This is a genomic window from Nisaea sp. (assembly GCF_039990255.1).
Classification (GTDB): Bacteria; Pseudomonadota; Alphaproteobacteria; order Thalassobaculales; family Thalassobaculaceae; genus Nisaea.
The window spans coordinates 1,422,842-1,445,739 of the sequence record NZ_JBDXGG010000018.1; the positions used below are offsets into that span (position 1 = coordinate 1,422,842).

Genomic DNA, 22,898 nt, shown 5'->3' on the forward strand with positions numbered 1-22,898 from the left:
CATATTTAAGACCAATTGATATATTTTAGTTATGCAATGCTGAAAAACCCATTGAATTTAAGACAGGTGGAGATCTTTCACGCTGTCATGGTCAACGGAACCACCCAGCGTGCCGCCGAAGTGTTGCATATCTCGCAGCCGGGCATCAGCAAGGCTATCCAGGAGCTGGAACGGCAGCTCGGCTTTGCGCTGTTTCACCGGACCCGGCGGCGATTGGTGCCAACGGCGGAAGCTCATTTCTATTTCCGCGAGGTCGAGGAATCCTTCGCCGCCCTCTCCCGCCTGCGAAGCGCCGCTGCTCGTATTCGCGACTTTGGGTCTGGCGAAATCCGGATTGCGACGCTCTCTGCTCTCAGTACCAATATCGTCCCCCGTGCTCTGGTCCGGTTTCGCAAACGCCATCCTGATGTATCGATCACACTGCAGACGCATATGTCCTCGACCGTTAAGGAGCTCGTGGCAGCCGGTCAGTTCGATCTGGGATTGGCTGCGGACGAAATCGACCTGTCGGGTATTGAAGCACAGACACTCTCCAGGTTTCGCGGAGCCATCGCCTTGCCGGATGACCATCCTCTGTGCCGCAAGGCACATCTGGAGCCGCATGACCTGAACGATCAGGACTTCATCGCACTTTCTCCTGAAGATACGACGCGTCAGGATCTGGAGCGGGTGCTGGACGGCTCCGGAAGCCGGGTCAAGACCGTGCTTGAGACACCCTTTGCCAATACCATTTGCGCCATGGTTCAGGCCGGTTTGGGGATTGGTTTTATCAACCCGATCTGCGCGGAGCCATTTCTGGGCAAGGGCATTGCCTTGCGGCCCTTCAGCCCGTCGCTGGAATTCCGCACCCTGCTTGTGCGGCCTCCGGCCGTTCCGCCGTCACAGATCGTTCGTGACTGTATCAATGCCTTCAGGGAAGAAATTAGTGCGACTAGCGCGAATAGCGTACTTGGTGAGGATAGCTGAGCGGGCACCAACCGGTCATAACGCGAACGAAATGGAAAACCCGTTTTTCAGTTAAATAACTAATATTTTAGTTTAATTATATTTTCCAGCCGATTGCATGCGCACCCTCACTTGGGCCCATACAGCTCATGCGCCCGTGCTTCGAACGCACCCACCATTCGGCGGACAGCTTCATTAAAGAACACCTCAATGATCTTCTGCAGCATTTTCGAGCGGAATTCGAAATCCACATAGAAATCGATCATGCAGCCTTCGGGATGCGGCTCGAAGACCCAGTGGTTGTTGAGATACTTGAACGGACCGTCGGTATATTCGACATCGATCCGGTTCTGCTCAGGACTGAGGGTCACCGTCGAGGTGAAACGCTCCCGGATCAACTTGTACCCGATCACCAGGTCCGCGACGATCCGGTTACCGTCGCGTTTGCGTATCCGCGCGCCAACGCACCACGGAAGAAACTCCGGGTAACGCTGAATATCCGCGATGAGGTCAAAAAGTTGCTCCGAGGTAAATGGAACAACCCGCTGTTCTGCATGGGTGGGCATCGGTGGGCTTATATCACGTCATTTGGACGCGGATACTGCCATTTCGGCAAGATCAGTCAGCGACAGATCAGCACGCAAACCTCCCCGCTCGCCGATATGGCGCCGGTCACGCTCAGCCCGCATCCGCGCAAAATCCTCATCTGCATGGTACGAGGAACGCGTAAGCGGAGATGACGCCACCATCAGGAAACCTTTGCCGTAGGCTGTTTTCTTGTATGCCTCGAACTCATCTGGCGTCGCGAAACGATCAATCACCGCGTGCTTCGGGGTCGGCTGCAAATACTGGCCGAGGGTGATGAAGTCGACATCGGCGGAGCGCATGTCGTCCATCACCTGATACATCTCTTCCTTCGTTTCACCTAAGCCAACCATAAGGCCGGACTTGGTGAAGATCGTCGGATCGAGTTCCTTCGCCCGATCCAGGATCTTCAGGGAATGGAAATAGCGAGCACCGGGACGGATCGAGGGATAAAGACGCGGTACCGTCTCCAGATTGTGATTAAACACGTCAGGGCGAGCATCGACGACAATCTCCAAAGCGCCGTCCTTGCGCATGAAGTCCGGCGTTAGCACCTCAATGGTGGTTTCCGGAGACATCAGGCGAATCTTTTGGATAACCTGCGCGAAGTGCCCGGCTCCGCCATCGTCCAGATCATCCCTATCGACAGAGGTGATCACCACATGGCGCAGGCCGAGTTTGGCAACAGCTTCCGCAACCTCGTCCGGCTCATGCGGATCAAGCTTGTCCGGACGCCCTGTAGCGACGTTGCAGAAGGCGCAAGCGCGGGTGCAGACCGAGCCGAGGATCATCATCGTCGCGTGCTTCTTGGACCAGCACTCGCCGATATTCGGGCAGGCCGCTTCCTCGCAAACAGTAACCAGCTTATGGTCCCGCATGAGCTGCCGGGTCTCAAGATACACCTTGGATGTTGGCGCCTTGACCCTGATCCAGGACGGCTTCCGCTTCACCTCGTTATCTGGGCGATGTGCTTTTTCCGGGTGGCGTGCAGCGCCAATACGAGGCGATTTAACTTGGCTTTCGCTCATTGCAGCTCTCTTTCGCGCGACCAGAGCACCTGCTCGATCGTGACGCGGTCAAAATAATCTCCGCCGGAGATTACGTCTTCCGCAGTCTCAATAACCGCGTCCGCTTTCTTACGGTGCTTGCCACCGTCCGGGCCGTCCAGCGGGAAGTTCACCTTGATGACAAGTTCCTGCGAGATGTCACCCTCAGTTTCAGCGCTGCTCCGCACGAGAATGGCCGTCACACCATCCAATGCTTTGATCCGTTTCAGGTCCAGATCCATCTGGTCACATCCGCAATCTAAATGGCCGATAAGCGACCGTCATCAGCCTAGAAGTGGACCGCACGCCCGTAAGCGTCAAGGACAGACTCGTGCATCATCTCGCTCAGGGTGGGATGCGGGAACACCGTATGCATCAGATCAGCCTCCGTAGTCTCCAGAGTTTTGGCAACGCTGTAGCCCTGGATCAGCTCTGTTACTTCCGCACCGATCATATGTGCGCCGAGCAACTCCCCGGTCTTGGCATCGAACACGGTTTTCACAAGACCTTCCGGCTCACCAAGAGCAATAGCCTTGCCGTTGCCCATGAAGGGGAAACGGCCGACTTTCAGCTCATACCCGGCCTCTTTCGCCGCCGCCTCGGTCAGGCCGACACTGGCGACCTGCGGCTGGCAATATGTGCAACCCGGAATCCGCTTCACATCGAGCGGATGAACGCCCTTCAGCCCAGCGATCTTCTCGACACAGATTACACCTTCGTGGCTTGCCTTGTGAGCCAGCCATGGCGCTCCGGCAATATCGCCAATGGCATAGACGCCTGGCTCACCAGTGCGACACCATTCGTCGATCACAACATGAGTACGGTCGACCTTCACCTTGGTGCCCTCAAGGCCGAGATCCTCAACGTTTCCGACGATACCGACAGCGGAGATCACCCGGTCGAAGGTCTGTTCAATCGCTTTACCACCTTTCTCGATGGTGGCTATGACGTCATTGGTCCCGCGCTTGAGGCCCTTCACCGTTGCCCCCGTCATGATCTTCATGCCCTTCTTCTCGAAGGCCTTGTGGGCCAGGCCCGAGATCTCTGCATCCTCAACCGGGAGCACGCGATCCATCACCTCAACCACTGTAACGTCGGCCCCGAGGCTATTGAAGAAACTGGCGAATTCAATTCCGATAGCACCCGATCCGATCACCAGAAGCCGCTTCGGCATGGTGTCCGCGACCATCGCGTGCTTGTAGTTCCAGACCAGCTTTCCGTCTGCTTCTAGGCCCGGCAGATCACGTGCGCGGGCGCCGGTGGCCAGGATGATGTGCTTTGCCGATAGTGTCTGCTTCTTGCCCTTCTCGTCGATCTCGACCTTGCCCGAACCAGCGAGTTTTGCCGCTGCCATGAAGACCGTGACCTTGTTCTTCTTCAGCAGATGGCCGACGCCCTGATTGAGCTGCTTAGCCACACCGCGAGAGCGCTGCACGACCTTGTCGAGGTCGAAGCCGATGTTGCCCGCGCTCAGGCCGAAGCTCTCGGCATGCTTCATATGATCGAAGATCTCGGCGGAGCGCAGCAGCGCTTTTGTCGGGATGCAGCCCCAGTTAAGGCAGATGCCGCCAAGATGCTCGCGCTCAACCAGCGCCGTCTTCATTCCGAGCTGGGCAGCACGGATCGCGGAGACATACCCGCCCGGGCCGCCGCCGATGACAAGGATATCGAACTGGGTGTCAGCCATAACTTCCTCCGGATCGAAGCCGCTGCCCCTTGGGCCTATAGGCTCCGGAAATTGGAAACGCCTGAAATGGGACGGGCGGCATCCTAGCCGCCCGAACAATCAGAGCAGCATGGTCAGCGGATCTTCGATCAGCTTCTTGAAGGCAGCCAGAAACTCAGCTCCGACCGCGCCGTCGACAACCCGGTGGTCGACCGAGAGCGTGCAGCTCATGACCGTGGCAACGGCGAGCGCGCCGTCCTTCACGACCGGACGTTGTTCACCGGCACCGATGGCCAGGATCGCACCTTGCGGCGGATTGATCACGGCGCAGAAATCCTTGATCCCAAACATACCGAGATTGGAAATCGAGAAGGTGCCGCCTTGGTATTCCTCGGGCATCAACTTGCCATCACGGGCACGGGACGCGAGGTCTTTCATTTCACGGGCAATATCAAGAGCGCCCTTGTTCTGCGCGCCGCGAATAACCGGAGTGATCAAACCGCCTTCAATGGCGACCGCGACGGAGATATCAACGGATTTGAAGATCCGGATCGCTTCGTCAGTCCAACTCGCATTGGCAGCAGGCACTTTCTTCAGAGCCTGGGCTGAAGCCTTGATAACAAGATCGTTTACCGAGACTTTTTCGCCGTCGAGCTTGGCGTTCAGTTCCTTGCGCACGTTCAACAGCGCATCAATCTCGCAATCGACGGTTAGATAGAAGTGCGGGGCAAATTGCTTGGACTCGGCCAGACGCTTGGCGATGACCTTGCGCATGTTGGTGTTCGGAATTTCATCGAACGCCGGCAAGCCGGGCACGTCCGGGCTTGGAGCAGAACCGAGAGACGGTGCCGGAGCCGGCGCGGCGGCGGGTACCGGTGCAGCGGCCGGAGCAGCCTTGCCGGTTCCGCCGGCGATCGCATTCTCGATATCATGCTTCACGATACGGCCGTTCGGACCGGAGCCCGCGATTTGACCAAGATCGAGCCCGGCCTGCTCCGCCATACGACGCGCGAGCGGGCTGGCAAACACACGCTCTCCGGAAGAAGCGGCCGGGGCCGCCGGATCAGGTCTGGGCGCTGGAGCTGCAGGCACCGGCGCCGCAGCGGCCGGTTCCGGCTTTGCTTCCACTTTCGGAGCGGGACCGCCGCTTCCTGCCACAGCATTCATATCCACGCTGCCTGCGTCTTCGCCCTCTTCCAGAATCACGGCGATAGGTGCATTCACGGCCACGTTGTCGGTACCGGCAGCAACGATGATCTTGCCGAGCACACCTTCGTCGACGGCTTCGACTTCCATTGTCGCCTTGTCTGTCTCGATCTCAGCAATCACGTCACCAGCGGAGATATTGTCTCCTTCGGCTACCATCCAAGTGGCAAGTTTTCCCTCCGTCATGGTCGGCGACAGGGCAGGCATCAGAACGGGTATAGCCATTATGTCTCTCCCTCAGCCGCGATAGCAGACGGACTTGGCCGCCTCTACGATATTCTCCGCCTGCGGCAGAGCCATTGCTTCCAGATTAGCCGCGTAGGGCATCGGTACGTCCTCACCGGCAACACGGGCAACCGGCGCATCCAGATAATCGAAAGCCTGCTCCATCACCATGGTGGCAATTTCGGAGCCTATGCCGCACGTCGCCCAGCCTTCCTCGCAGGTCACGAGGCGATTGGTTTTCTGCACAGAAGCAATGATCGTGGCGGTGTCTAACGGCCGAATGGTGCGCAGGTCGATTACCTCGGCACTGATCCCCTGCTCCGCCAGTTTTTCGGCCGCCTGAAGCGCCTTGCCGACCATGATGGAGAAGGCTGTTATGGTGACGTCCGTACCCTCACGGACAACCTTCGCCTTGCCAATCGGAACCGTGAAATCCTCGCTCACCGGGACGTCGAAGGATTGTCCGTAGAGCACTTCATTCTCAAGGAAGATCACCGGGTTCGGGTCGCGGATGGCGGATTTCAGAAGCCCCTTGGCGTCGGCCGCCGAATAAGGAGCCACAACTTTCAGGCCCGGGCAGTGCGCGTACCAGCTGGCATAGCATTGGGAGTGCTGCGCACCGACACGTGCGGCGGCGCCATTCGGACCGCGGAATACCATCGGGCAGCCCATCTGACCGCCAGACATGTAAAGCGTCTTCGCCGCAGAGTTGATGATGTGATCGATAGCCTGCATGGCGAAGTTGAATGTCATGAATTCGACGACCGGCTTCAGGCCGCCAAAGGCCGCACCGACGGCGAGGCCGGCAAAGCCATGCTCGGTGATCGGCGTGTCGATAACCCGCTTGTCACCGAATTCCTGCAGCAGTCCCTGGGTTACTTTGTAGGCACCCTGATATTCAGCAACCTCTTCGCCCATTACGAAGACACGGTCGTCATCACGCATTTCCTCGGCCATGGCATCGCGCAAGGCTTCGCGGATGGTCTGGGTTTTCACGCTGTCGAAATACTTGTCCTCGTCGCTTGCTGGCGCCACGGCCGCTGGCGCAACCGGTGCAGCTGCGGGGGCAGGCTCCGCAACCGGTGCTTCGGCGACAGCAGGGGCTGGCGCGGCTGGCGCATTGTCTACAGCGCTTGCGTCCTCGCCCTCTTCCAGCAGTACAGCAATCGGCGTGTTAACCGCCACGGCATCGGTCCCGGCATCCACCAGGATCTTGCCGATGACCCCCTCATCCACGGCTTCGACTTCCATCGTCGCCTTGTCTGTCTCGATCTCGGCGATAACGTCACCGGCGGAAACACTGTCCCCTTCCTTGACCATCCAAGTGGCAAGCTTGCCTTCGGTCATGGTCGGCGACAGGGCCGGCATCAGGATTTGTACGCTCATTCGCTTTTCCTCCCGCGGCGCCGCGCAATACCTGCGCAGGCAGCACGCGCTTACTCAGGCTTCGACCAAAATATCCGTGAAGAGTTCGGAAGGATCCGGCTCCGGGCTGGACTGAGCGAAATCGGCAGCGTCGGTGACGATCGCCTTGATCTCGCGGTCAATGCCTTTCAACTCGTCTTCCTCGACACCGATTTCCAACAACTTGGCGCGCAGCTGGTCGATCGGGTCATGCTCCTGACGCATCTTGTTGACCTCGTCCTTGGTCCGGTACTTCGCCGGATCGGACATGGAATGGCCTCGATAGCGGTAGGTCTTCATTTCCAGGATGTACGGGCCTTTGCCGGAGCGACAATGCTTGACGGCCTTCTCGGCCGCCTCCTGCACTGCAACGACATCCATGCCATCCACTTCAGCGCCCGGAATACCGTAGGCCGCGCCACGTTGGTAAAGCGAAATACCGGCAGCCGCCCGGGTTACCGACGTGCCCATGGCGTATTTGTTGTTCTCGATGATGAAAATCACCGGCAACTTCCAGAGCGCCGCCATGTTGAAAGTCTCGTAGACCTGCCCCTGATTCAGGGCGCCATCTCCGAGATAGGTAAGGCTGACCTCGTTCGTACCCTTATATTTGTTCGAGAAGGCCAGCCCAGCGCCGATCGGAACCTGCGCACCGACGATCCCGTGGCCGCCGTAAAAGTCCTTCTCGCGGCTGAACATGTGCATCGAGCCGCCCTTGCCTTTGGAGTAACCGCCGATCCGGCCGGTCAACTCAGCCATGACACCGCGCGCATCCATACCGCAGGCAAGCATGTGGCCGTGGTCACGATAGCTTGTCAGCACCTTGTCGCCCTTGCCGATGGCGGACTGCATACCGACAACGACCGCTTCCTGGCCGATATAGAGATGGCAGAAGCCGCCGATCAGGCCCATCCCGTACATCTGCCCCGCTTTTTCCTCGAACCGGCGGATCAGCAGCATATCGCGATAAAACGGCAGCAGCTCCGCAGCATTGTTCTTCGGTGGCTTTGCAGGACGGGATTTACGAGTCCGTGTGGGTGCGCTGCGGCTTGCGCCGGCAGCTGACTTCGCTTGAGCCATCTCTCTCCCTTTCAACCGGAACAAGGCGCCGTTGATCGCAAACGCCTCATTAAATGTAAGAAGAGAAGTAATGCAATTTACCTAGATTTTCAATAGAGTTAACTTATTGAAAATAAAGAGATATCCTATATTTAACCTGATTTTGGCTAATTAACGCCTGAAGCTGTTGAAATTGCGCGCATTTTCGGAAATTGCTGCACTGCATCAATGACTTGTTGCGTCGCACCAACGGAATTTGGCACCTCCGTGGCCGACATCCCGGAGATAACGAAATCGTCCTGATCCAGGTAGTTCAGAACCCGGCGCGCCTGCTCTGTCAGCAGGTCACGATCGATGCTGTCCGGGTGCAGCATGGCGACCTTCTTTTCCAGCGACTCACGCTTGCCCTTGAGCACGGCAAGCTTGGCCTCCGCGATTTCGATCTTGCTGTCGAGCGCACGCCAGGCATGGATGCCGCGGTCGCCCTCAACGGAATGGAAAACGAAATAGCCAAGAAGCAGACAGCCAATGACCGGGCCAACCACGTGCCGTGCGCGCCGTTTGATCTCAAATGCGAGGGTCATGACCTGTCTCCAATAGATCCGAGTGAATCACTCGCGAATCGGACGGTCAACGTGAACGAAATAAGAACCTTCAATTTAAGGTTCTCAATCAGAACAACATGTTGCCAAAAGGACTCACTCGGAGGCGGCTTATGTGCCTCCGAGTGAGGTTGTCACGCTAATTTTTTAGGCGCGCGGGCCGAGGGCTGCGCGACCGGCATAGCGGGCCGCCGAACCAAGGTCTTCCTCTATCCGGATCAGCTGGTTGTATTTCGCCATCCGGTCGGAGCGGGAGAGCGAACCGGTCTTGATCTGGCCTGCATTCACGGCAACCGCGAGGTCGGCGATTGTCGAGTCCTCTGTCTCGCCCGAACGGTGCGACATGACCGTTGTATAACCTGCCTTGTGCGCCGTCTCGCAGGTCTCCAGGGTTTCGCTCAGGGTGCCGATCTGGTTCACTTTGACCAGGATGGAGTTGGCTGCACCTTTGACGATGCCCTCGCGCAGCCGGGCCGGGTTGGTCACGAAAAGGTCATCGCCAACGATCTGGACCTTGCCGCCAATACGATCGGTCAGGGCTTTGAAACCGTCCCAGTCATCTTCGGAGAGTGCGTCCTCAATGGAAACGATCGGGAAACGGGCGCAGAGATCTTCATAAAGATCGATCATGCCGCCGGCATCCAGCGTCTTGCCCTGCCCGGCCAGAATATACTTGCCGTCCTTGAAGAATTCCGTCGAGGCCGGATCGAGCGCGATGGCAACGTCATCACCCGGCTTATAGCCCGCCGCTTCGATTGCGGACATGACAAAACCGAGGGCTTCCTCCTCGCTCTTCAGGTTCGGCGCGAAACCACCTTCATCCCCGACATTGGTGCTGTGCCCGGCCTCGGAAAGCTTCTTCTTCAGTGCGTGGAACACTTCGGCGCCGACGCGCACAGCTTCCGCCAGGCTGGGAGCGGAGAGCGGCATGATCATGAATTCCTGGAAATCGATCGGATTATCCGCATGCGCCCCACCATTGATGATGTTCATCATCGGCGTCGGCAACAGATGTGAAAAAGCCCCGCCTATATAGCGATAGAGCGGCATTTCGTGATCGTCGGCAGCAGCTTTGGCGACGGCAAGACTGACACCGAGCATCGCATTGGCGCCCAGACGCTCCTTCTTATCGGTGCCATCCAGATCGAGCAGTGTCCTGTCGATGATCAGCTGCTCGCTCGCGTCCATATCGTAGAGCGCGTCGAAAATCTCGCCATTCACCGCGTCGACCGCTTGCAGCACACCCTTGCCGCCATAGCGCCCTGCATCCTGATCGCGCAGCTCCAGAGCCTCGTAAGCGCCTGTGGAGGCACCTGAGGGCACGGCGGCGCGGCCCATGGCGCCTGTCTCAAGGGTCACATCAACCTCGACGGTCGGGTTACCGCGGCTGTCGAGAATCTCGCGTCCGGTAATATCGACGATGGCGCTCATGGTTTCGTTCTCCAGAATGACGGTGATCGGATCTGAAATCGCCGGAAAGCCCGGCGGGAAGAGGCATACTCGGCGCGGGGAAAGGTTGCAATGCCATCACGGTGAATTTGTGTGTGAGCAAGCCTCCTCTATGATCCTGTTAACCAAATGTGGGAGAGACTAAAATGAACAAACCGGCAAACCCCGCCTTCGACCCGATGGACGTTCCGGCACGGGTTGGTAGCGACTACCCAGCCCAGTTCCAGGATGGCTCCAAATTGCGCGAAAAGCGTAAGCTCGGCGATTTCGGAGGCCTCACCAACTTCGGCGTCAACCTGACGACCGTGCCGCCCGGACAAGGCTCCGCCCTGCGCCATTGGCACACCATGCAGGATGAATTCGTCTTTATCGTCTCTGGTGAGCTAACACTGATCACCGATACGGGTGAGCAACTCCTGACACCCGGCATGTGCGCCGCCTTCCCGAAGAACAAACCCGATGGGCATTGTCTGGTGAACCGGTCCGATGCCCCGGCAAGTTATCTTGAGATCGGAGACAGGACACCCGGCGACCAGGTGGCTTACCCGGGGCTCGATCTCCGCGTCGACTGGGTCGACGGGGATCACCAGTTCCAGAAAAAAGACGGAACGCCCTATTGAGGGGCTGTTGACTTGAACGCTTTTGCCGGTATTTTCCGCGGACGGGCTAGGGGATGCCCGCCGCTCGCGGCACTGCCACGGTGAAATGCCCGAGCGTTCAGATGATCAAACCGATGTCTCCGGCATGCGGGAATGGCAAGGCGAGCACCATTCACTTTCCGCATGTCGTGACGATGAAAGGTTTATCATGTCCGACACCGAAACACTTCCCTCTATCGAAGAGCTGAAATACAGCGCCGGCGAATTACGCCGGGACCTCGCGGCTCAAGGGATCATCATTTCCCACAGCCAGGCCCTTGAGCGGGTTGCCCACGATATGGGCTTCAAGGACTGGAACAACCTGTCGGCGGCAGCGAGCCGGCCAAAAATCCGCAGCCCAGCCTCCAAGGGCGACCGCGTGACCGGCCGCTATCTCGGCCAGCCATTCACGGCAACCGTTCTGGATGTCCACGCGATGGAGATGCACGCCCGCTTCCGTGTCACCCTGCATTTCGACGAGCCGGTGGACGTCGTGTCATTCGAAAGTTTCTCGTCCTTCCGCCAGCGCGTCACCTGCACGCTGACACCTGATGGCAGAACGCCTCAGAAAACCTCAAACGGCGCGCCGCAGCTCGTGCTGGACTGATGAAAGAGAGATGACGCCCTTCCCCCAACAGCGTCATCCCTCCCAGTCCCGTCATCGCGCCCCCTAGTTTGTCATCCCGTCGGAGGACCGGCCCCAGAAGGATGACGGACCGTGCTTCATGATCACTGGGCCCCGGCCTACGCCGGGGTGACGGCTAATAATAAGGGGAGGCGTCGTCAGGCTTACGCGAGCAACTCGTCCGTGCGGGACCTGGCGGTCGTTGCCTCGGGAGTGTCCCCCAGCGCATCCCCGTATCGCTGCCAGCTCCAGGCGCTGTTCGGCTTGCGGGTGGTCCGCTCGGCCAGCAGGGCGCGGGCGATGCGGGGGTCGTTGCCTTTCAGGCTGGCATCGACGAGCATTTCCTCGAACACATCACGCTGGGCGTGGCTACCGCCAATCAGGCGGATGTCGTAGCGCACCGGCCAGATCAGGGAGACTGCGCGGGACGGGTTGCCTGTGCGGATGGCTGTCATGGCGTCGGCCAGGGCGAGGCCGACCTTCTTCGTGACCATCGCCTGGGTTTCGTCCCGGGTGCCTTCCCCGTCCGCATAGGCGCGCAGCTTCTCAACCAGCTCCCCCGCCTCTTCCATCCGGCCTGCGCCGAGCAATGCCATCAGGTAATGCAGGCTGACGAAAACCAGCTCGTGGTCATCCAGGTGGTTCTTGGCGAGCTCCGCCAGTGCGGACCAGCGCTCCGGCCCGACGTCTATGCCGTAAAGCTCCAGGCGCCAGAGCAGTGCCGCTGCGTTCACCACGTCGAGATACTGGTCTGCCTCAAGATCGCTGGCGACCTGGCTGTCGTAGAGTTCCAGCACGGTATCGAACTCGTAGCGCTCAAGATGAAACAGCGTGCGGTGCCACCAGACGTGGAAGCGGAAATTATGGACGGAACTCCAGTGCGGCTCGAGGCCCTGGATCCAGTCGATCCCTTCCTTGTGGCGTCCTTCCATCTCCATGACATGGGCGACGGCATGAACGCTCCAGGCATCCTTCGGATCGATATCGACGGCCTCGCGGGCCATCCTCTCTCCCTGGCGGTAATCGCCGGACTCTTCGAGCCCGAACCCATACATGCCGATCAGGTTGCCGTAGAGAGGATGTGAGCGGTCCCAGGCGGGTAGCACACGAGCAACGCTATCCCGCATTTTCGCGCCGTCACCCGCGTAAAAATGGGCGAAGTGAGCAAGCCGGAGAGCGAGCATATCGGTCGGGTGATCGAGCAGCACGCTCTCCCAGGCATCCGACGCGCCGTCTATATTGCCAGCGCACCAGTTGTCGAGGGCAGCGAGGTGGCCCTGCTCCCGTTCGGTGATGGCTATTCTGGAGGAGAGTTCTTTCGCAGTTCCGAGCGCCTTGTCAGCCCGCAATGCCATCGCCTTGGTGCCGAAGAGCTTCATGAAATAGCCCTTGGTCACATGCGCGATTGGCATGTCCGGATCGGCCGTCAGGGTACCCTTCAAACGGTCACCGGTATCGCGGGTAAAACGGACATAGCCGTCGACTGTGCTGCCGAAAGCCGCGGCTGCCTCTTCGGACGCTGCTGTGACTGAAAGTCCGAGACCGTCCGAGAAAACCGGCATTTTCCGCTCCTGAGGCTTATTCGAGTGATATGGGATTCGCTTTCGCGAGTGTATCGAATGCCTTCAGAGTTTCGAGCAGCGCACGCATTTCCGCAAGAGGAACCATGTTCGGACCGTCGCTCGGCGCACTCATCGGGTTCTCGTGTGTCTCGATGAAAACGCCCGCAATCCCAAGAGAGATTGCCGCCCGCGCCAGCACGGGTACGAATTCACGCTGGCCGCCGGACGTACCGCCCTGCCCGCCCGGCTGCTGTACCGAATGGGTCGCGTCGAAAATGATCGGGTAGCCGGTCTTGGCCATGGTCGGCAGGCCGCGCATGTCGCTGACCAGCGTGTTGTAGCCGAAGCTTGTTCCCCGGTCCGTCAGCAGAATGTTCTCATTGCCGTTGCTTGCGACCTTCGCCGCCACATTGGGCATATCCCAGGGCGCAAGAAACTGGCCCTTTTTCACATTTACAGCCTTGCCTGTCGCCGCAGCGGCGAGCAGCAAGTCAGTCTGACGGCACAGGAAAGCAGGGATCTGCAGGATATCAACATGCTCGGCGGCCATGGCGCAATGGGACGGCTCATGCACATCCGTCAACACCGGGCAGCCAAATGTCTCGCGTACTTCCGACAGGATCGGCAGGCCATTATCCATGCCGATACCGCGATCTGAGCCTGCACTCGTCCGGTTCGCCTTGTCGTAGGAGCTTTTGTAGATGAAGCCGATGCCGAGATCACCGCAAATGCCAGTCAGGGCCTCGGCCATCTCAAGCGCGTGTTCCCTACTCTCCATGGCGCAAGGCCCGGCGATGAGCGCGAAGGGCTTATCATTGCCAAACTCAACGGAACCGACTTTGACGGTTTTCGCGCTCATATGGAGTCTCCCAAGCCTTAAAAGGCCCGCCTCACCCTAGACGAGGCGGGACTGGGTAACGGCTGCTTCGATAAAGCTGGTGAAAAGCGGATGCGGATCGAACGGCTTCGACTTCAGCTCCGGATGGAACTGCACCCCGATAAACCATGGGTGGTTCGGCAGCTCGACAATCTCCGGCAGCTCACCATCCGGGGACAGGCCCGAGAATCGCAATCCAGCCGCTTCCAGAGCCGCCTTGTGATTGATGTTCACTTCATAGCGATGCCGGTGGCGTTCGCTGATCATCTCGGTGCCGTAGATCTCACGCACCTTGGAATCGGAGACTAGGCGGCAATCATAGGCGCCCAGACGCATGGTGCCGCCAAGGTCGCCGTCAGCGGCGCGCTGTTCCGTCTCGTTGCCGCGAACCCACTCGGTCAGTAGACCGACAATCGGAAGCTCGCACGGGCCGAACTCCGTCGAGCCCGCGCCTTCCATCCCGGCCAGCGCACGAGCGGCTTCAATCACCGCCATCTGCATGCCGAAACAGATTCCGAAATAGGGAATCTTGTGCTCACGGGCGAAAGTGACAGCCTTGACCTTACCTTCAGCTCCACGTTCGCCAAAACCGCCAGGCACCAGGATGCCATGGACATCCTCAAGGCGGTGAATAGTGTCGTCACGCTCGAAGATCTCACTGTCGATCCAGTCCAGCTCAACCTTCACCTTGTTGGCGATACCACCATGGGCCAAGGATTCGGCGAGAGACTTATAGCTGTCGAGCAGGCTGGTATATTTACCAACGACAGCGATCTTCACCGTACCTTCCGGATTGCGGACGGTGTGGGTGATATCGGTCCAGCGGCTCAGATCCGGCTCCGGCTCGCCTTCTTCCAGCAAACCGAAATGGCGGCAAACCTCAACGTCGAACCCGTCATTATGATAGGCGACCGGCACGTGATAAATCGTATCGACGTCAAGCGCCGGGATCACAGCTTCCGGCCGGATATTGCAGAACAGTGCAATCTTACGGCGCTGTTCGACGGGGATATCGTACTCGGAGCGGCAAAGCAGAATGTCAGGCTGAATGCCGACGCTCTGCAATTCCTTCACCGAGTGCTGGGTCGGTTTGGTCTTAAGCTCGCCAGCCGAGGCGATCCAAGGCACAAGCGTCAGATGGACGAACAGGGAGCGCTCGCGACCGAGCTCATTACCGAGTTGCCGAATGGCTTCAAGGAACGGCAGACTTTCAATGTCACCAACGGTACCACCGATCTCGCACAGCACGAAATCCTCATCGCCGAGGTTCGACTTGCAGAATTCCTTGATGGCGTCGGTAACGTGCGGAATAACCTGGATAGTGGCGCCGAGATAATCTCCGCGCCGCTCCCGCGAGATCACGTCCATATAAATCTGGCCGGTGGACACGCTGTCGTTCTTGGTCGCAGAGACCCCGGTATAGCGTTCGTAATGGCCTAGATCGAGATCGGTTTCCGCGCCGTCGTCGGTGACAAAGACTTCGCCGTGCTGATACGGGCTCATCGTGCCCGGATCCACGTTCAGGTAAGGATCAAGCTTGCGCAGACGGACCTTATAGCCTCGGGCTTGCAGGAGCGAGCCGAGAGCTGCCGAGGCGAGACCTTTGCCGAGGGAGGAAACCACGCCGCCGGTAATGAAAATAAAGCGAGACATGGAGCTGCGTTATATCCGAATTGATGAAACTGACATAGACAAAACGCGCCCGTACGCCCGCCCGTTTTCGAGCGGGGCGCCGAACACGCAGGAAACTAAGAGTTATTCTGAGACTGGCGCCGCAGGACCAGTCGGAACAGCAGGCTCAGAACTCACCGGAACCTGGTCGGCAATCGAGCCGCGTGTGTTCGTTTCAGCGAGAATCGCAAGCAGGATGCTGGTGCCGAAGAAGCAGGCTGCAAGAATCGCGGTGCTGCGGGTCAGCAGGTTGGCCGTACCGCGCGCGGACATCAAACCGCCACCAGCACCGCCACCGCCGCCAATACCGAGCCCGCCACCTTCGCTCCGCTGCAGCAGAACGACAATGACAAGGGCCAAAGCGATCATCAGATGAACGACAAGCAGGACTTCGATCATGGTTCTTTCCAGGCTCTCTTTCGACGCAGCGACATAGACGCGCCCCGAAAGGCATAATCATTGAAGCCGCGTTTTAGCTCCCTCACCCGCGCTTGGCTAGGACGAATTCTATCTGGCGGATTTACTCAGCGGCCGCGGCGATACCGAGAAAATCTTCCGCCTTGAGGCTGGCGCCGCCGACAAGGGCACCGTCCACATCCCTAAGCGCGAGGATTTCCATGGCATTCCCCGGCTTCACAGAGCCCCCGTAGAGCAGACGAAGATTGTCCGATCCGCCCAGCACACTGCCTGCCACCTGCCGCATATGGGAATGCATGGCGGCTATGTCATCAACCGTTGGCGTCCGGCCGGTGCCGATCGCCCAGACAGGTTCGTAAGCAATGACGATGGTGTCTTCTGTCGCAGATTCAGGAATTGACCCGCAAAGCTGCGAGCCCACGACAGATTCGGCTTTTCCGGCATCGCGTTCGCCTTCGGTCTCTCCGACGCAGATAATCGGAATCAGCGCCGCAGCAAGCGCTGCGGAGGCCTTCGATTTAACGGTCTCGTCGCTTTCAGCGTGATCGGCCCGACGCTCGGAATGACCGACAATGACGTACCCCGCGCCAAGATCCTTGATCATCGCAGCGGCTATATCACCGGTATGGGCTCCGCTCTCATTCATATGACAATCCTGTCCGCCGACGGAAACAGCACTGCCAGACAGCTTCGCCGCTACCGACGCAATCAGAGTTGCAGGTGGGCAAACCAGCAGATCCGCAGCAGATCCCGGCGCGACGCCTGAGGCCAAGGCAGTCGCCAAAGCCTCGCCATCGGCGCGCAGCATATTCATCTTCCAGTTTCCGGCGATCAGGACACGGCGCGTCATCTCTGTCACTTCCCTCGAGCTTGCTTGAAAACCTAGGTTCGGCTTACCACACATGTCACGACTGAGGGAGGCAGGAAATTCCTTCTGAATTGCGAGTTGCGGCATAGATTGCGCCGCTTCTATTATGCGCCTCCCCATAAGGGGCCGTGAAACCCGAAAAGGCCGCGACGTTACTCATGCTTCAACTGATCCGATCCCGCGTCACATCCATCTTCGTCAAGGCGCTGTTTGTTCTGCTGATTGCATCCTTCGCTGTCTGGGGCATAGGGGATATCTTCCTCGGCTCGCCGACCGGCAAGGCCGCAATCGAAGTCGGCAGTGTAGAAATCACAACAGCCGAGGTGCTGGACGAGTTCGAACGCGTACGCCGCACGACCGGCCTGCAGATGACCGCCCAGGAAGCCGCCGAGATCGGCGTCCTCGAACAGGTCATGGACGATCTTGCCAACCGCGCCCTCTTCATCGCCGAAAGCAATGACCTCGGTCTTGCCGTCGGTGAGGATCTGGTGCGTCAGCGTATCGGCGACATGCCGGCCTTCAAGGATCAGACGGGCCAGTTCAACCCAGACATGTTCCGTCAGGTGCTTTACCGGGCTCAGTTGAGCGAAGACGGGTTTGTCCGGCTGCTGCGTGAGGAGATCATGCGCGATCAGATCGTCAACGCTGTGACCGCCGGCATCGAAGCGCCGAAGGTCGTGACAGATCTGCTTTATCGCTACCGGAACGAACGCCGCGTGGCCAAACTGATTACTCTCGATGTCAAAAACCTGCCGGAACCGGCGGCCCCGACAGACAGTGCGCTCGACAGTTTCTATAATGAGAACAAGGAAAGATACCGTGCCCCGGAATATCGGTCCGCGACCGTCCTTTCTCTGACAGCTGAGGCATTGGCAGCCGATATTGAGATCTCCGAGGATCGCCTGCTTGAATCCTATGAAATACGCCTGGACGAATTCCGTACTGACGCGCGGCGCACGGTCGATCAAATCTTCCTCGCCGATAAAGAAACTGCCGACAAAGCCGCCGCAGCGCTGAATGAGGGTCAGAGCTTCGATGCTGTAGCCAAAGACGTTGCCGATTTGCCAGAAGGCGCTCTATCGCTCGGAACGATCACACGCGCCGATCTTGATGGAACCGCCCTTGCCGACTCGATCTTCGGCGCAGAGCTTAATGTTCCGACAGCGCCCGTCGAGAGCGATCTGGGATGGCATATCTTCCGCGTAACGGACATCACCGAGGAAACCACCCACCCCTTCGCCGATGTGAAAGAACGCCTCAAAACCGATCTTGCTCAGAATGATGCGCTGGACCGGATTTTCGAGATCGCCAATCAGATCGAAGACGCTTTGGCCGGCGGAGATACGATCGAGGAGGCCGCCAAGACGGTTGATGTCGATGTGCAGAATTTTGCGGCGCTCGACAATCAGGGCCGCGATGCAGACGGCAATCAGGTCGACGGGATTGTTCGCGATCCGTCCTTCCGCACCACGCTTTTTGCAACGCCCCTGAACGATCAGAGCCAACTTGAGGAAACCCGCAACGGCGGATATTTCATCCTGCGTGTTGACGGGATTTCCGAATCTGCGATCCGCCCGCTGGACGTGGTGAAAGATCAGGTAAAGCTCAATTACATGGAAGAGCAGCGGGCCTCAGCGAATCTCGTTCGGGCGCAGGAACTGGTGAAGGCTGCGGCCTCCGGCGGCCTGTCGCCAGCTGCCGAGAAAGCAGGCTATGATGTTGTCACAACCGAGCCATTTGCCCGCACAGGCGATGGCCTGCCTGAAGGTGCGCCGGCAGATGTCGCGGAAATCGCATTTGGCCTCAAGGTCGGAGATATCGGCATGTCCGAAGATCTGACCCAGGTCTACATCACGGAGCTTTCCGCCATCCAGGACGCTGAGGGGAGCGACGACGCCGAGGGCCCGCTTGGCCAGCAGCTCAAGGCCGGGATCGCTTCGGATGCCGTCGAGAGCCTCATTACTGCCTTGCGCGAGAACCACGACGTATCCATCAACCCGGCTCTGCCGCTCAGCGTGATCGAAGGTGTGGGTCAAGGTGGCGGGTACGCGCATCAAAGTGGTGGAATGTTCTGATGCAGGTTTCGCCTGAAATCTCCCCGTTCTCCAAGACTTACGCGGACGGGGCTCCTCAGGTCGTCTGGACGACGCTTGTTGCGGATCTGGAAACACCGGTTTCGGCAATGATGAAACTGGCGGAACGCCGGGCAAACGCGTTCCTGCTGGAATCCGTTGAAGGTGGCAGCGTACGCGGCCGGTTCTCGATCATCGGTCTTCGGCCCGATGTGATCTGGCGTTTCAAGAAAAATCAGGCTGAAATCAATCGGCAAGCCCGGATTGATCCACATGCCTTCGAGCCCTGTGCCGAAGATCCGCAGGCCTCATTCCGCAGCCTGCTCGCGGAATCGGAAATTGAGCTGCCCGAGAATCTGCCGCCGATGGCGTCGGGCCTGTTCGGCTATATGGGGTATGACGCGGTCCGGTTGGCCGAGCGCATTCCGGACGAGAACCCAGACGATCTCGGCGTTCCTGACGGATTGTTCCTCCGCCCAACAGTGATCTGCATCTTCGACAGGCTTGAGGATGTCGTTACCATTGTAACGCCCGTGCGGCCGAACGAGGGCCTATCGGCGGAAGCGGCGTATGACGCGGCTCGCACTCTGCTCGCGGAAGTGCTGCAGGATTTCGACAGGAACCTGCCGATGACCCGTCAGGGTGTTGGCGAAGCGACTCCGCAGCCAGAACCAAGCTCAAATACGACACATGAAGAGTTCCACCAGATGGTGGAGAAGGCCAAGGACTACATTGCCGCTGGCGATGCGTTCCAGGTGGTGCCTTCTCAACGGTTCTCCGTGCCGTTCAAACTCTCGCCTCTGGCACTGTACCGCTCGCTACGTCGGCTAAACCCGTCACCGTTTCTTTTCTATTTCGATTTTGGCGATTTCTCGATCGTTGGCTCAAGCCCGGAAATTCTGGTCCGCGTGCGAGACGGCGACGTCACGCTGCGCCCCCTCGCCGGCACCCGCAAGCGCGGCGCCACGGCAGAGGAAGACAAGGCACTGGCCGCGGAGCTGCTGTCCGACCCGAAGGAGCGGGCCGAACATCTAATGCTGCTGGATCTAGGACGGAACGATGTCGGTCGGGTCTCTAAGATCGGCACGGTGAAAGTTATCGAGCAGTTCGTGATCGAGTATTATTCCCACGTCATGCATATCGCCTCCCATGTCGACGGAAAGCTGCGGGATGGTCTGGATGCGTTGGATGCCCTCTGGGGTGGCTTTCCGGCCGGAACTGTCTCCGGCGCGCCCAAGGTAAGGGCGATGGAGATCATCGACGAGCTTGAGAAATCCCGTCGCGGTGTCTATGCGGGTGCTGTCGGCTATTTCAGCGCCAACGGTTCGATGGATACCTGTATTGCCCTCCGTACGGCCGTAGTGAAGGACGGGACCATGTACGTCCAGGCTGGCGGCGGCGTTGTGGCGGACAGCGACCCAGAAGGCGAATATCAGGAATCGGTGAACAAGGCCCGTGCATTATTCCGCGCGGCCGACGAAGCAGTGAAATTCGCAGCGCGTACAAGCTGACGAACTGTTTCACATTCGTTTCAAGACGATAAACGGAGCCGAAAAACATTTATTTTTTCTATTAATCAACGCCTTGCTGAGCACATCTAAACCAAATTTATTCCGCCGGCTCTGGGGCTAGGTCCGGAGAATTTCGCGTCTCTTCTGTGGGCAAGAGAGCTGCGGCAGAAAGCGCTGCCAACGCCAAAGCCCCCAGGATCAAGAACAGCCACTCGAAATCACCGGTCACGCTGTAAATCCAGGCCAACAGTGGCACAGCTCCAGCCGAAACGCCGAGCGTCAGCAGAAACTTCACACCGAACGCCGTGCCTCTCCAGGCCGGCGGTGTGAAGCGGGCGAACAGTGCGTTCTCCGTCGGAACAGCGATAGTGTTCGACAACACCATGCAAATCGCGACTGGAAACAGCAGCCAACCATTCAGCAATGCCACGATCACCAAAAGCGGGATCTGCAGAACCCAGGCAGTCACATAAACCCGCTTCTTGTTGAACTTGTCTGCCAGCCACCCACCAGCAATCTGCGCTCCGCCGGAGCAAAAATAGATCGCCGAAACAAGAAGACCGATCCCCACAAGCCCCTCACCCGTGCCAAGACGGTCCTCGAACAGTTTCGGCAGGGCAAAGGACGTCGCCTGGTAGATCAGGCCCGAACAGCACACCGTTACAGCCAGAGCCAACGCTCCGCGCCTCATATCCTTACGATTCGTCTCTGATGCTACGGGAGCGCCTTTGCGGGTATCACGCTCGATCCATCCCTTCCAAATTCCAACAGCCATAAACAGACCCGTCAGCACACAGATGATCCCCGGAAGGATGAAGGCCAGACGCCACGACCCAAGGTCCGAGAGCAGTGCGGCAATGAGTGGAGCGGAACCCACCCCCAGACTGCCGAAAACACCGTTGATCCCAAGCGCCTTGCCGCGATTGGTCACATGCCGCACAACCCAGGCAATACCAACTGGATGATATATCGCCGCAAAGAAGCCAATCGCTGTCAGGCCCGCCGCTATCTGGAACAACGACGTCGCAAATCCGGTTAGGATCGACATGGCGCCAGTGCCGAGAAAAAACACCACCATCATCCCCGTCGCGCTCCAGCGGTCCCCAAGGTACCCAGCCGGAATGGCGCAGAGTCCGAACAGCAAATTCCCCAGGAACATCAATCCGATAAGCTCATGATACGGGGCATCGAACACACGCTGCAGAGCAATCACCGCTGTCGGATAGAGCAGCATGAAAAAGTGAGAATAAAAGTGTCCAATACTGGAAAAGCCCAGAGACAAGCGATCCGAGAGAGCACTCATTGTGATGGTTCCACAGATTCTGAAGCCCAACAGTCGCAGTAAGCCGACTAGCTCACAACTCTTCTTTGTGCATTTGACTCATTCCGGCAGGCATTTACCATGCCCCTGATTTGCCCGAACGCCGGGCCGCCGGGAACCGTAACGATGCCGACAAAGTCCGACACACCGACGTCCAGTAAAGGATCGACCTCTCACAGAGACAAGCGGCCGACAAAGGCCCAGATTTCCTGGCTGGCGCGCGGTCTCGACGAACCTGGCGGAAAGTTGCCGCTTTTCACCACTGAGGGGCAGAGGGTCAATGATCGCATGGTAAAGTCCTGTCTGGATCATGGCTGGGCCGAGCCATGGTTTGAGAACCCGCTAAAACCAAACTGGCTCGTCTGCAAAATCACCGATCAGGGCCGCGCTGTTCTTAACCGTAAGAGCGCTATTTAGACGCCGTTACACGTGCCTCATATGCGGACCAACTAAATCCGCGCAAACCCGCTCAGGGAGGCGGAATGACACTTGAGGAGTATCTGAGCACCATCATCGGCAGCAAACCCGATCATTGGCGTGCCTCGAACGTTCCGACTTTTATGCACCGCATCGTTCCGTCCCGAACGCCCGGCTCTGACTTCGAGCTGCAGGAACATAATGTGCTGCTGAATTTCACTGAAGATGTCAGATTTTCAATGGCTTGGGGCCTGGTCGCGAACAAAAATTACAAAGAGCCATGGCTTGAAAAGCTGGCGAACAAACGAGGCGACACCGTCATTCTCGACTTCCTGTTCAATGGCGCGCTGGTCTATCGGGAGAAACTGATTGCCGTTGACAACTGGCGCTGCATTCTACCGCAGCCCCTGAATGTGGAAACGGCGCCCTACAAGGTGCCGGAAAGGCGCATGAAGGTTGCCAGACTGATGCATAGCCTGGTCGGCCCGGACACCAGTTTCAATGCCTATTTCAAGCGTGTTGGCATGGTCCCAGCAGAGATACCGTGGCCTTAAAGCCATCCATCATTCCGCAATTTACAGAGATTTGGTCGGAGCGGCGGGATTCGAACCCACGACCCCTTCACCCCCAGTGAAGTGCGCTACCAGGCTGCGCTACGCTCCGACCGATCTGTAAGGGCTTCTCTAGCCTGTCGGACAGCCGGACGCAAGCGCCTTCGTATCCCTAGAATTC

The 22,898-nt window shown here is 58.5% G+C and carries 22 protein-coding genes and 1 tRNA gene; 7 read left to right on the forward strand and 16 right to left on the reverse strand.

Annotation, left to right across the window (positions count from 1 at the left end; genetic code table 11):
- Positions 1 to 51: 51 nt before the first annotated feature.
- Positions 52 to 966: a LysR substrate-binding domain-containing protein gene (locus tag ABJ076_RS17015; RefSeq protein ID WP_348199088.1), complete on the forward strand. Its 915-nt coding sequence runs from the start codon at positions 52 to 54 to the stop codon at positions 964 to 966.
- 107 nt (positions 967 to 1,073) lie between these two features.
- On the opposite strand, the gene ABJ076_RS17020 is transcribed toward ABJ076_RS17015, so the two are convergent.
- The 9 genes from ABJ076_RS17020 to eno form a co-directional block, all read right to left on the reverse strand.
- On the reverse strand, positions 1,074 to 1,511 hold the full coding sequence (locus ABJ076_RS17020) for a type II toxin-antitoxin system RatA family toxin (RefSeq protein ID WP_348185546.1): 438 nt from the start codon (positions 1,509 to 1,511) through the stop codon (positions 1,074 to 1,076).
- Between the two features lie 18 nt (positions 1,512 to 1,529).
- Complete coding sequence (gene lipA, locus ABJ076_RS17025; protein ID WP_348185548.1) at positions 1,530 to 2,558, reverse strand: lipoyl synthase; 1,029 nt, start codon at positions 2,556 to 2,558, stop codon at positions 1,530 to 1,532.
- A complete protein-coding gene (locus tag ABJ076_RS17030; RefSeq protein WP_348185551.1) occupies positions 2,555 to 2,818 on the reverse strand; it encodes a hypothetical protein in 264 nt (87 codons plus the stop codon). Before ABJ076_RS17030 ends, lipA begins: the two co-directional genes overlap by 4 nt.
- Before the next feature lie 47 nt (positions 2,819 to 2,865).
- A complete protein-coding gene (gene lpdA, locus ABJ076_RS17035; RefSeq protein WP_348185553.1) occupies positions 2,866 to 4,263 on the reverse strand; it encodes a dihydrolipoyl dehydrogenase in 1,398 nt (465 codons plus the stop codon).
- Between the two features lie 99 nt (positions 4,264 to 4,362).
- Positions 4,363 to 5,673: a pyruvate dehydrogenase complex dihydrolipoamide acetyltransferase gene (locus ABJ076_RS17040; protein WP_348185555.1), complete on the reverse strand. Its 1,311-nt coding sequence runs from the start codon at positions 5,671 to 5,673 to the stop codon at positions 4,363 to 4,365.
- A gap of 12 nt (positions 5,674 to 5,685) precedes the next feature.
- The gene (locus tag ABJ076_RS17045; protein ID WP_348185557.1) at positions 5,686 to 7,059 is read right to left on the reverse strand and encodes a pyruvate dehydrogenase complex E1 component subunit beta; all 1,374 of its coding nucleotides are present in this window, start codon (positions 7,057 to 7,059) and stop codon (positions 5,686 to 5,688) included.
- Between the two features lie 54 nt (positions 7,060 to 7,113).
- A complete protein-coding gene (gene pdhA / locus ABJ076_RS17050) occupies positions 7,114 to 8,157 on the reverse strand; it encodes a pyruvate dehydrogenase (acetyl-transferring) E1 component subunit alpha (protein WP_348185560.1) in 1,044 nt (347 codons plus the stop codon).
- A 146-nt stretch (positions 8,158 to 8,303) separates the two neighbouring features.
- Positions 8,304 to 8,720 (reverse strand): septum formation initiator family protein, encoded by a 417-nt coding sequence (locus tag ABJ076_RS17055; RefSeq protein ID WP_348185561.1) that lies wholly within the window; start codon positions 8,718 to 8,720, stop codon positions 8,304 to 8,306.
- 165 nt (positions 8,721 to 8,885) lie between these two features.
- The gene (gene eno, locus ABJ076_RS17060; RefSeq protein ID WP_348185563.1) at positions 8,886 to 10,169 is read right to left on the reverse strand and encodes a phosphopyruvate hydratase; all 1,284 of its coding nucleotides are present in this window, start codon (positions 10,167 to 10,169) and stop codon (positions 8,886 to 8,888) included.
- Between the two features lie 164 nt (positions 10,170 to 10,333).
- Between eno and ABJ076_RS17065 the strand changes: the two genes are divergently transcribed.
- Together ABJ076_RS17065 and ABJ076_RS17070 are read left to right on the forward strand one after the other, a co-directional pair.
- Positions 10,334 to 10,807, forward strand: coding sequence for a cupin domain-containing protein (locus tag ABJ076_RS17065; RefSeq protein ID WP_348185565.1), 474 nt, complete (start codon positions 10,334 to 10,336; stop codon positions 10,805 to 10,807).
- Positions 10,808 to 10,994: 187 nt separating this feature from the next.
- The gene (locus tag ABJ076_RS17070; RefSeq protein WP_348185568.1) at positions 10,995 to 11,432 is read left to right on the forward strand and encodes a glyoxalase superfamily protein; all 438 of its coding nucleotides are present in this window, start codon (positions 10,995 to 10,997) and stop codon (positions 11,430 to 11,432) included.
- Positions 11,433 to 11,614: 182 nt separating this feature from the next.
- On the opposite strand, the gene ABJ076_RS17075 is transcribed toward ABJ076_RS17070, so the two are convergent.
- The 5 genes from ABJ076_RS17075 to tpiA all read right to left on the reverse strand — a co-directional run bounded on the left by ABJ076_RS17075 (position 11,615) and on the right by tpiA (position 16,827).
- The gene (locus ABJ076_RS17075) at positions 11,615 to 13,012 is read right to left on the reverse strand and encodes a tetratricopeptide repeat protein (protein WP_348185571.1); all 1,398 of its coding nucleotides are present in this window, start codon (positions 13,010 to 13,012) and stop codon (positions 11,615 to 11,617) included.
- A 16-nt stretch (positions 13,013 to 13,028) separates the two neighbouring features.
- Complete coding sequence (kdsA, locus tag ABJ076_RS17080; protein ID WP_348185573.1) at positions 13,029 to 13,871, reverse strand: 3-deoxy-8-phosphooctulonate synthase; 843 nt, start codon at positions 13,869 to 13,871, stop codon at positions 13,029 to 13,031.
- Positions 13,872 to 13,907: 36 nt separating this feature from the next.
- On the reverse strand, positions 13,908 to 15,542 hold the full coding sequence (locus ABJ076_RS17085) for a CTP synthase (RefSeq protein WP_348185576.1): 1,635 nt from the start codon (positions 15,540 to 15,542) through the stop codon (positions 13,908 to 13,910).
- Between the two features lie 102 nt (positions 15,543 to 15,644).
- On the reverse strand, positions 15,645 to 15,959 hold the full coding sequence (gene secG, locus ABJ076_RS17090) for a preprotein translocase subunit SecG (protein ID WP_348185579.1): 315 nt from the start codon (positions 15,957 to 15,959) through the stop codon (positions 15,645 to 15,647).
- Positions 15,960 to 16,080: 121 nt separating this feature from the next.
- Positions 16,081 to 16,827, reverse strand: coding sequence for a triose-phosphate isomerase (tpiA, locus tag ABJ076_RS17095; RefSeq protein ID WP_348185582.1), 747 nt, complete (start codon positions 16,825 to 16,827; stop codon positions 16,081 to 16,083).
- 176 nt (positions 16,828 to 17,003) lie between these two features.
- On the opposite strand from tpiA, the gene ABJ076_RS17100 reads away from it, so the two are divergent.
- Together ABJ076_RS17100 and trpE are read left to right on the forward strand one after the other, a co-directional pair.
- Positions 17,004 to 18,920 carry a SurA N-terminal domain-containing protein gene (locus ABJ076_RS17100; protein ID WP_348185584.1) on the forward strand — a complete coding sequence of 639 codons (1,917 nt, stop codon included), beginning with the start codon at positions 17,004 to 17,006 and terminating at the stop codon, positions 18,918 to 18,920.
- Positions 18,920 to 20,428, forward strand: coding sequence for an anthranilate synthase component I (trpE, locus tag ABJ076_RS17105; RefSeq protein ID WP_348185587.1), 1,509 nt, complete (start codon positions 18,920 to 18,922; stop codon positions 20,426 to 20,428). The genes ABJ076_RS17100 and trpE overlap by 1 nt, the downstream gene beginning before the upstream one ends.
- Before the next feature lie 97 nt (positions 20,429 to 20,525).
- On the opposite strand, the gene ABJ076_RS17110 is transcribed toward trpE, so the two are convergent.
- Positions 20,526 to 21,731, reverse strand: coding sequence for an MFS transporter (locus tag ABJ076_RS17110; RefSeq protein ID WP_348185589.1), 1,206 nt, complete (start codon positions 21,729 to 21,731; stop codon positions 20,526 to 20,528).
- A 144-nt stretch (positions 21,732 to 21,875) separates the two neighbouring features.
- Here ABJ076_RS17110 and ABJ076_RS17115 point away from each other — a divergent pair, with 144 nt between their 5' ends.
- Positions 21,876 to 22,166 carry a hypothetical protein gene (locus ABJ076_RS17115; protein WP_348185592.1) on the forward strand — a complete coding sequence of 97 codons (291 nt, stop codon included), beginning with the start codon at positions 21,876 to 21,878 and terminating at the stop codon, positions 22,164 to 22,166.
- 65 nt (positions 22,167 to 22,231) lie between these two features.
- Entirely contained in the window at positions 22,232 to 22,720 is a 489-nt protein-coding gene (locus ABJ076_RS17120) for a hypothetical protein (RefSeq protein WP_348185594.1), read from the forward strand.
- A 32-nt stretch (positions 22,721 to 22,752) separates the two neighbouring features.
- On the opposite strand, the gene ABJ076_RS17125 is transcribed toward ABJ076_RS17120, so the two are convergent.
- Positions 22,753 to 22,829, reverse strand: a tRNA-Pro gene (locus ABJ076_RS17125).
- Between the last annotated feature and the right edge of the window lie 69 nt (positions 22,830 to 22,898).

What these genes read in the sequence shown, in the direction of transcription:
- ABJ076_RS17020 (WP_348185546.1), bottom strand. Translation starts at nt 1,511, where the DNA reads ATGCCCACCCATGCAGAACAGCGGGTTGTTCCATTTACCTCGGAGCAA.
- lipA (WP_348185548.1), bottom strand. Translation starts at nt 2,558, where the DNA reads ATGAGCGAAAGCCAAGTTAAATCGCCTCGTATTGGCGCTGCACGCCAC.
- ABJ076_RS17030 (WP_348185551.1), bottom strand. Translation starts at nt 2,818, where the DNA reads ATGGATCTGGACCTGAAACGGATCAAAGCATTGGATGGTGTGACGGCC.
- lpdA (WP_348185553.1), bottom strand. Translation starts at nt 4,263, where the DNA reads ATGGCTGACACCCAGTTCGATATCCTTGTCATCGGCGGCGGCCCGGGC.
- ABJ076_RS17040 (WP_348185555.1), bottom strand. Translation starts at nt 5,673, where the DNA reads ATGGCTATACCCGTTCTGATGCCTGCCCTGTCGCCGACCATGACGGAG.
- ABJ076_RS17045 (WP_348185557.1), bottom strand. Translation starts at nt 7,059, where the DNA reads ATGAGCGTACAAATCCTGATGCCGGCCCTGTCGCCGACCATGACCGAA.
- pdhA (WP_348185560.1), bottom strand. Translation starts at nt 8,157, where the DNA reads ATGGCTCAAGCGAAGTCAGCTGCCGGCGCAAGCCGCAGCGCACCCACA.
- ABJ076_RS17055 (WP_348185561.1), bottom strand. Translation starts at nt 8,720, where the DNA reads ATGACCCTCGCATTTGAGATCAAACGGCGCGCACGGCACGTGGTTGGC.
- eno (WP_348185563.1), bottom strand. Translation starts at nt 10,169, where the DNA reads ATGAGCGCCATCGTCGATATTACCGGACGCGAGATTCTCGACAGCCGC.
- ABJ076_RS17065 (WP_348185565.1), top strand. Translation starts at nt 10,334, where the DNA reads ATGAACAAACCGGCAAACCCCGCCTTCGACCCGATGGACGTTCCGGCA.
- ABJ076_RS17070 (WP_348185568.1), top strand. Translation starts at nt 10,995, where the DNA reads ATGTCCGACACCGAAACACTTCCCTCTATCGAAGAGCTGAAATACAGC.
- ABJ076_RS17075 (WP_348185571.1), bottom strand. Translation starts at nt 13,012, where the DNA reads ATGCCGGTTTTCTCGGACGGTCTCGGACTTTCAGTCACAGCAGCGTCC.
- kdsA (WP_348185573.1), bottom strand. Translation starts at nt 13,871, where the DNA reads ATGAGCGCGAAAACCGTCAAAGTCGGTTCCGTTGAGTTTGGCAATGAT.
- ABJ076_RS17085 (WP_348185576.1), bottom strand. Translation starts at nt 15,542, where the DNA reads ATGTCTCGCTTTATTTTCATTACCGGCGGCGTGGTTTCCTCCCTCGGC.
- secG (WP_348185579.1), bottom strand. Translation starts at nt 15,959, where the DNA reads ATGATCGAAGTCCTGCTTGTCGTTCATCTGATGATCGCTTTGGCCCTT.
- tpiA (WP_348185582.1), bottom strand. Translation starts at nt 16,827, where the DNA reads ATGACGCGCCGTGTCCTGATCGCCGGAAACTGGAAGATGAATATGCTG.
- ABJ076_RS17100 (WP_348185584.1), top strand. Translation starts at nt 17,004, where the DNA reads ATGCTTCAACTGATCCGATCCCGCGTCACATCCATCTTCGTCAAGGCG.
- trpE (WP_348185587.1), top strand. Translation starts at nt 18,920, where the DNA reads ATGCAGGTTTCGCCTGAAATCTCCCCGTTCTCCAAGACTTACGCGGAC.
- ABJ076_RS17110 (WP_348185589.1), bottom strand. Translation starts at nt 21,731, where the DNA reads ATGAGTGCTCTCTCGGATCGCTTGTCTCTGGGCTTTTCCAGTATTGGA.
- ABJ076_RS17115 (WP_348185592.1), top strand. Translation starts at nt 21,876, where the DNA reads ATGCCGACAAAGTCCGACACACCGACGTCCAGTAAAGGATCGACCTCT.
- ABJ076_RS17120 (WP_348185594.1), top strand. Translation starts at nt 22,232, where the DNA reads ATGACACTTGAGGAGTATCTGAGCACCATCATCGGCAGCAAACCCGAT.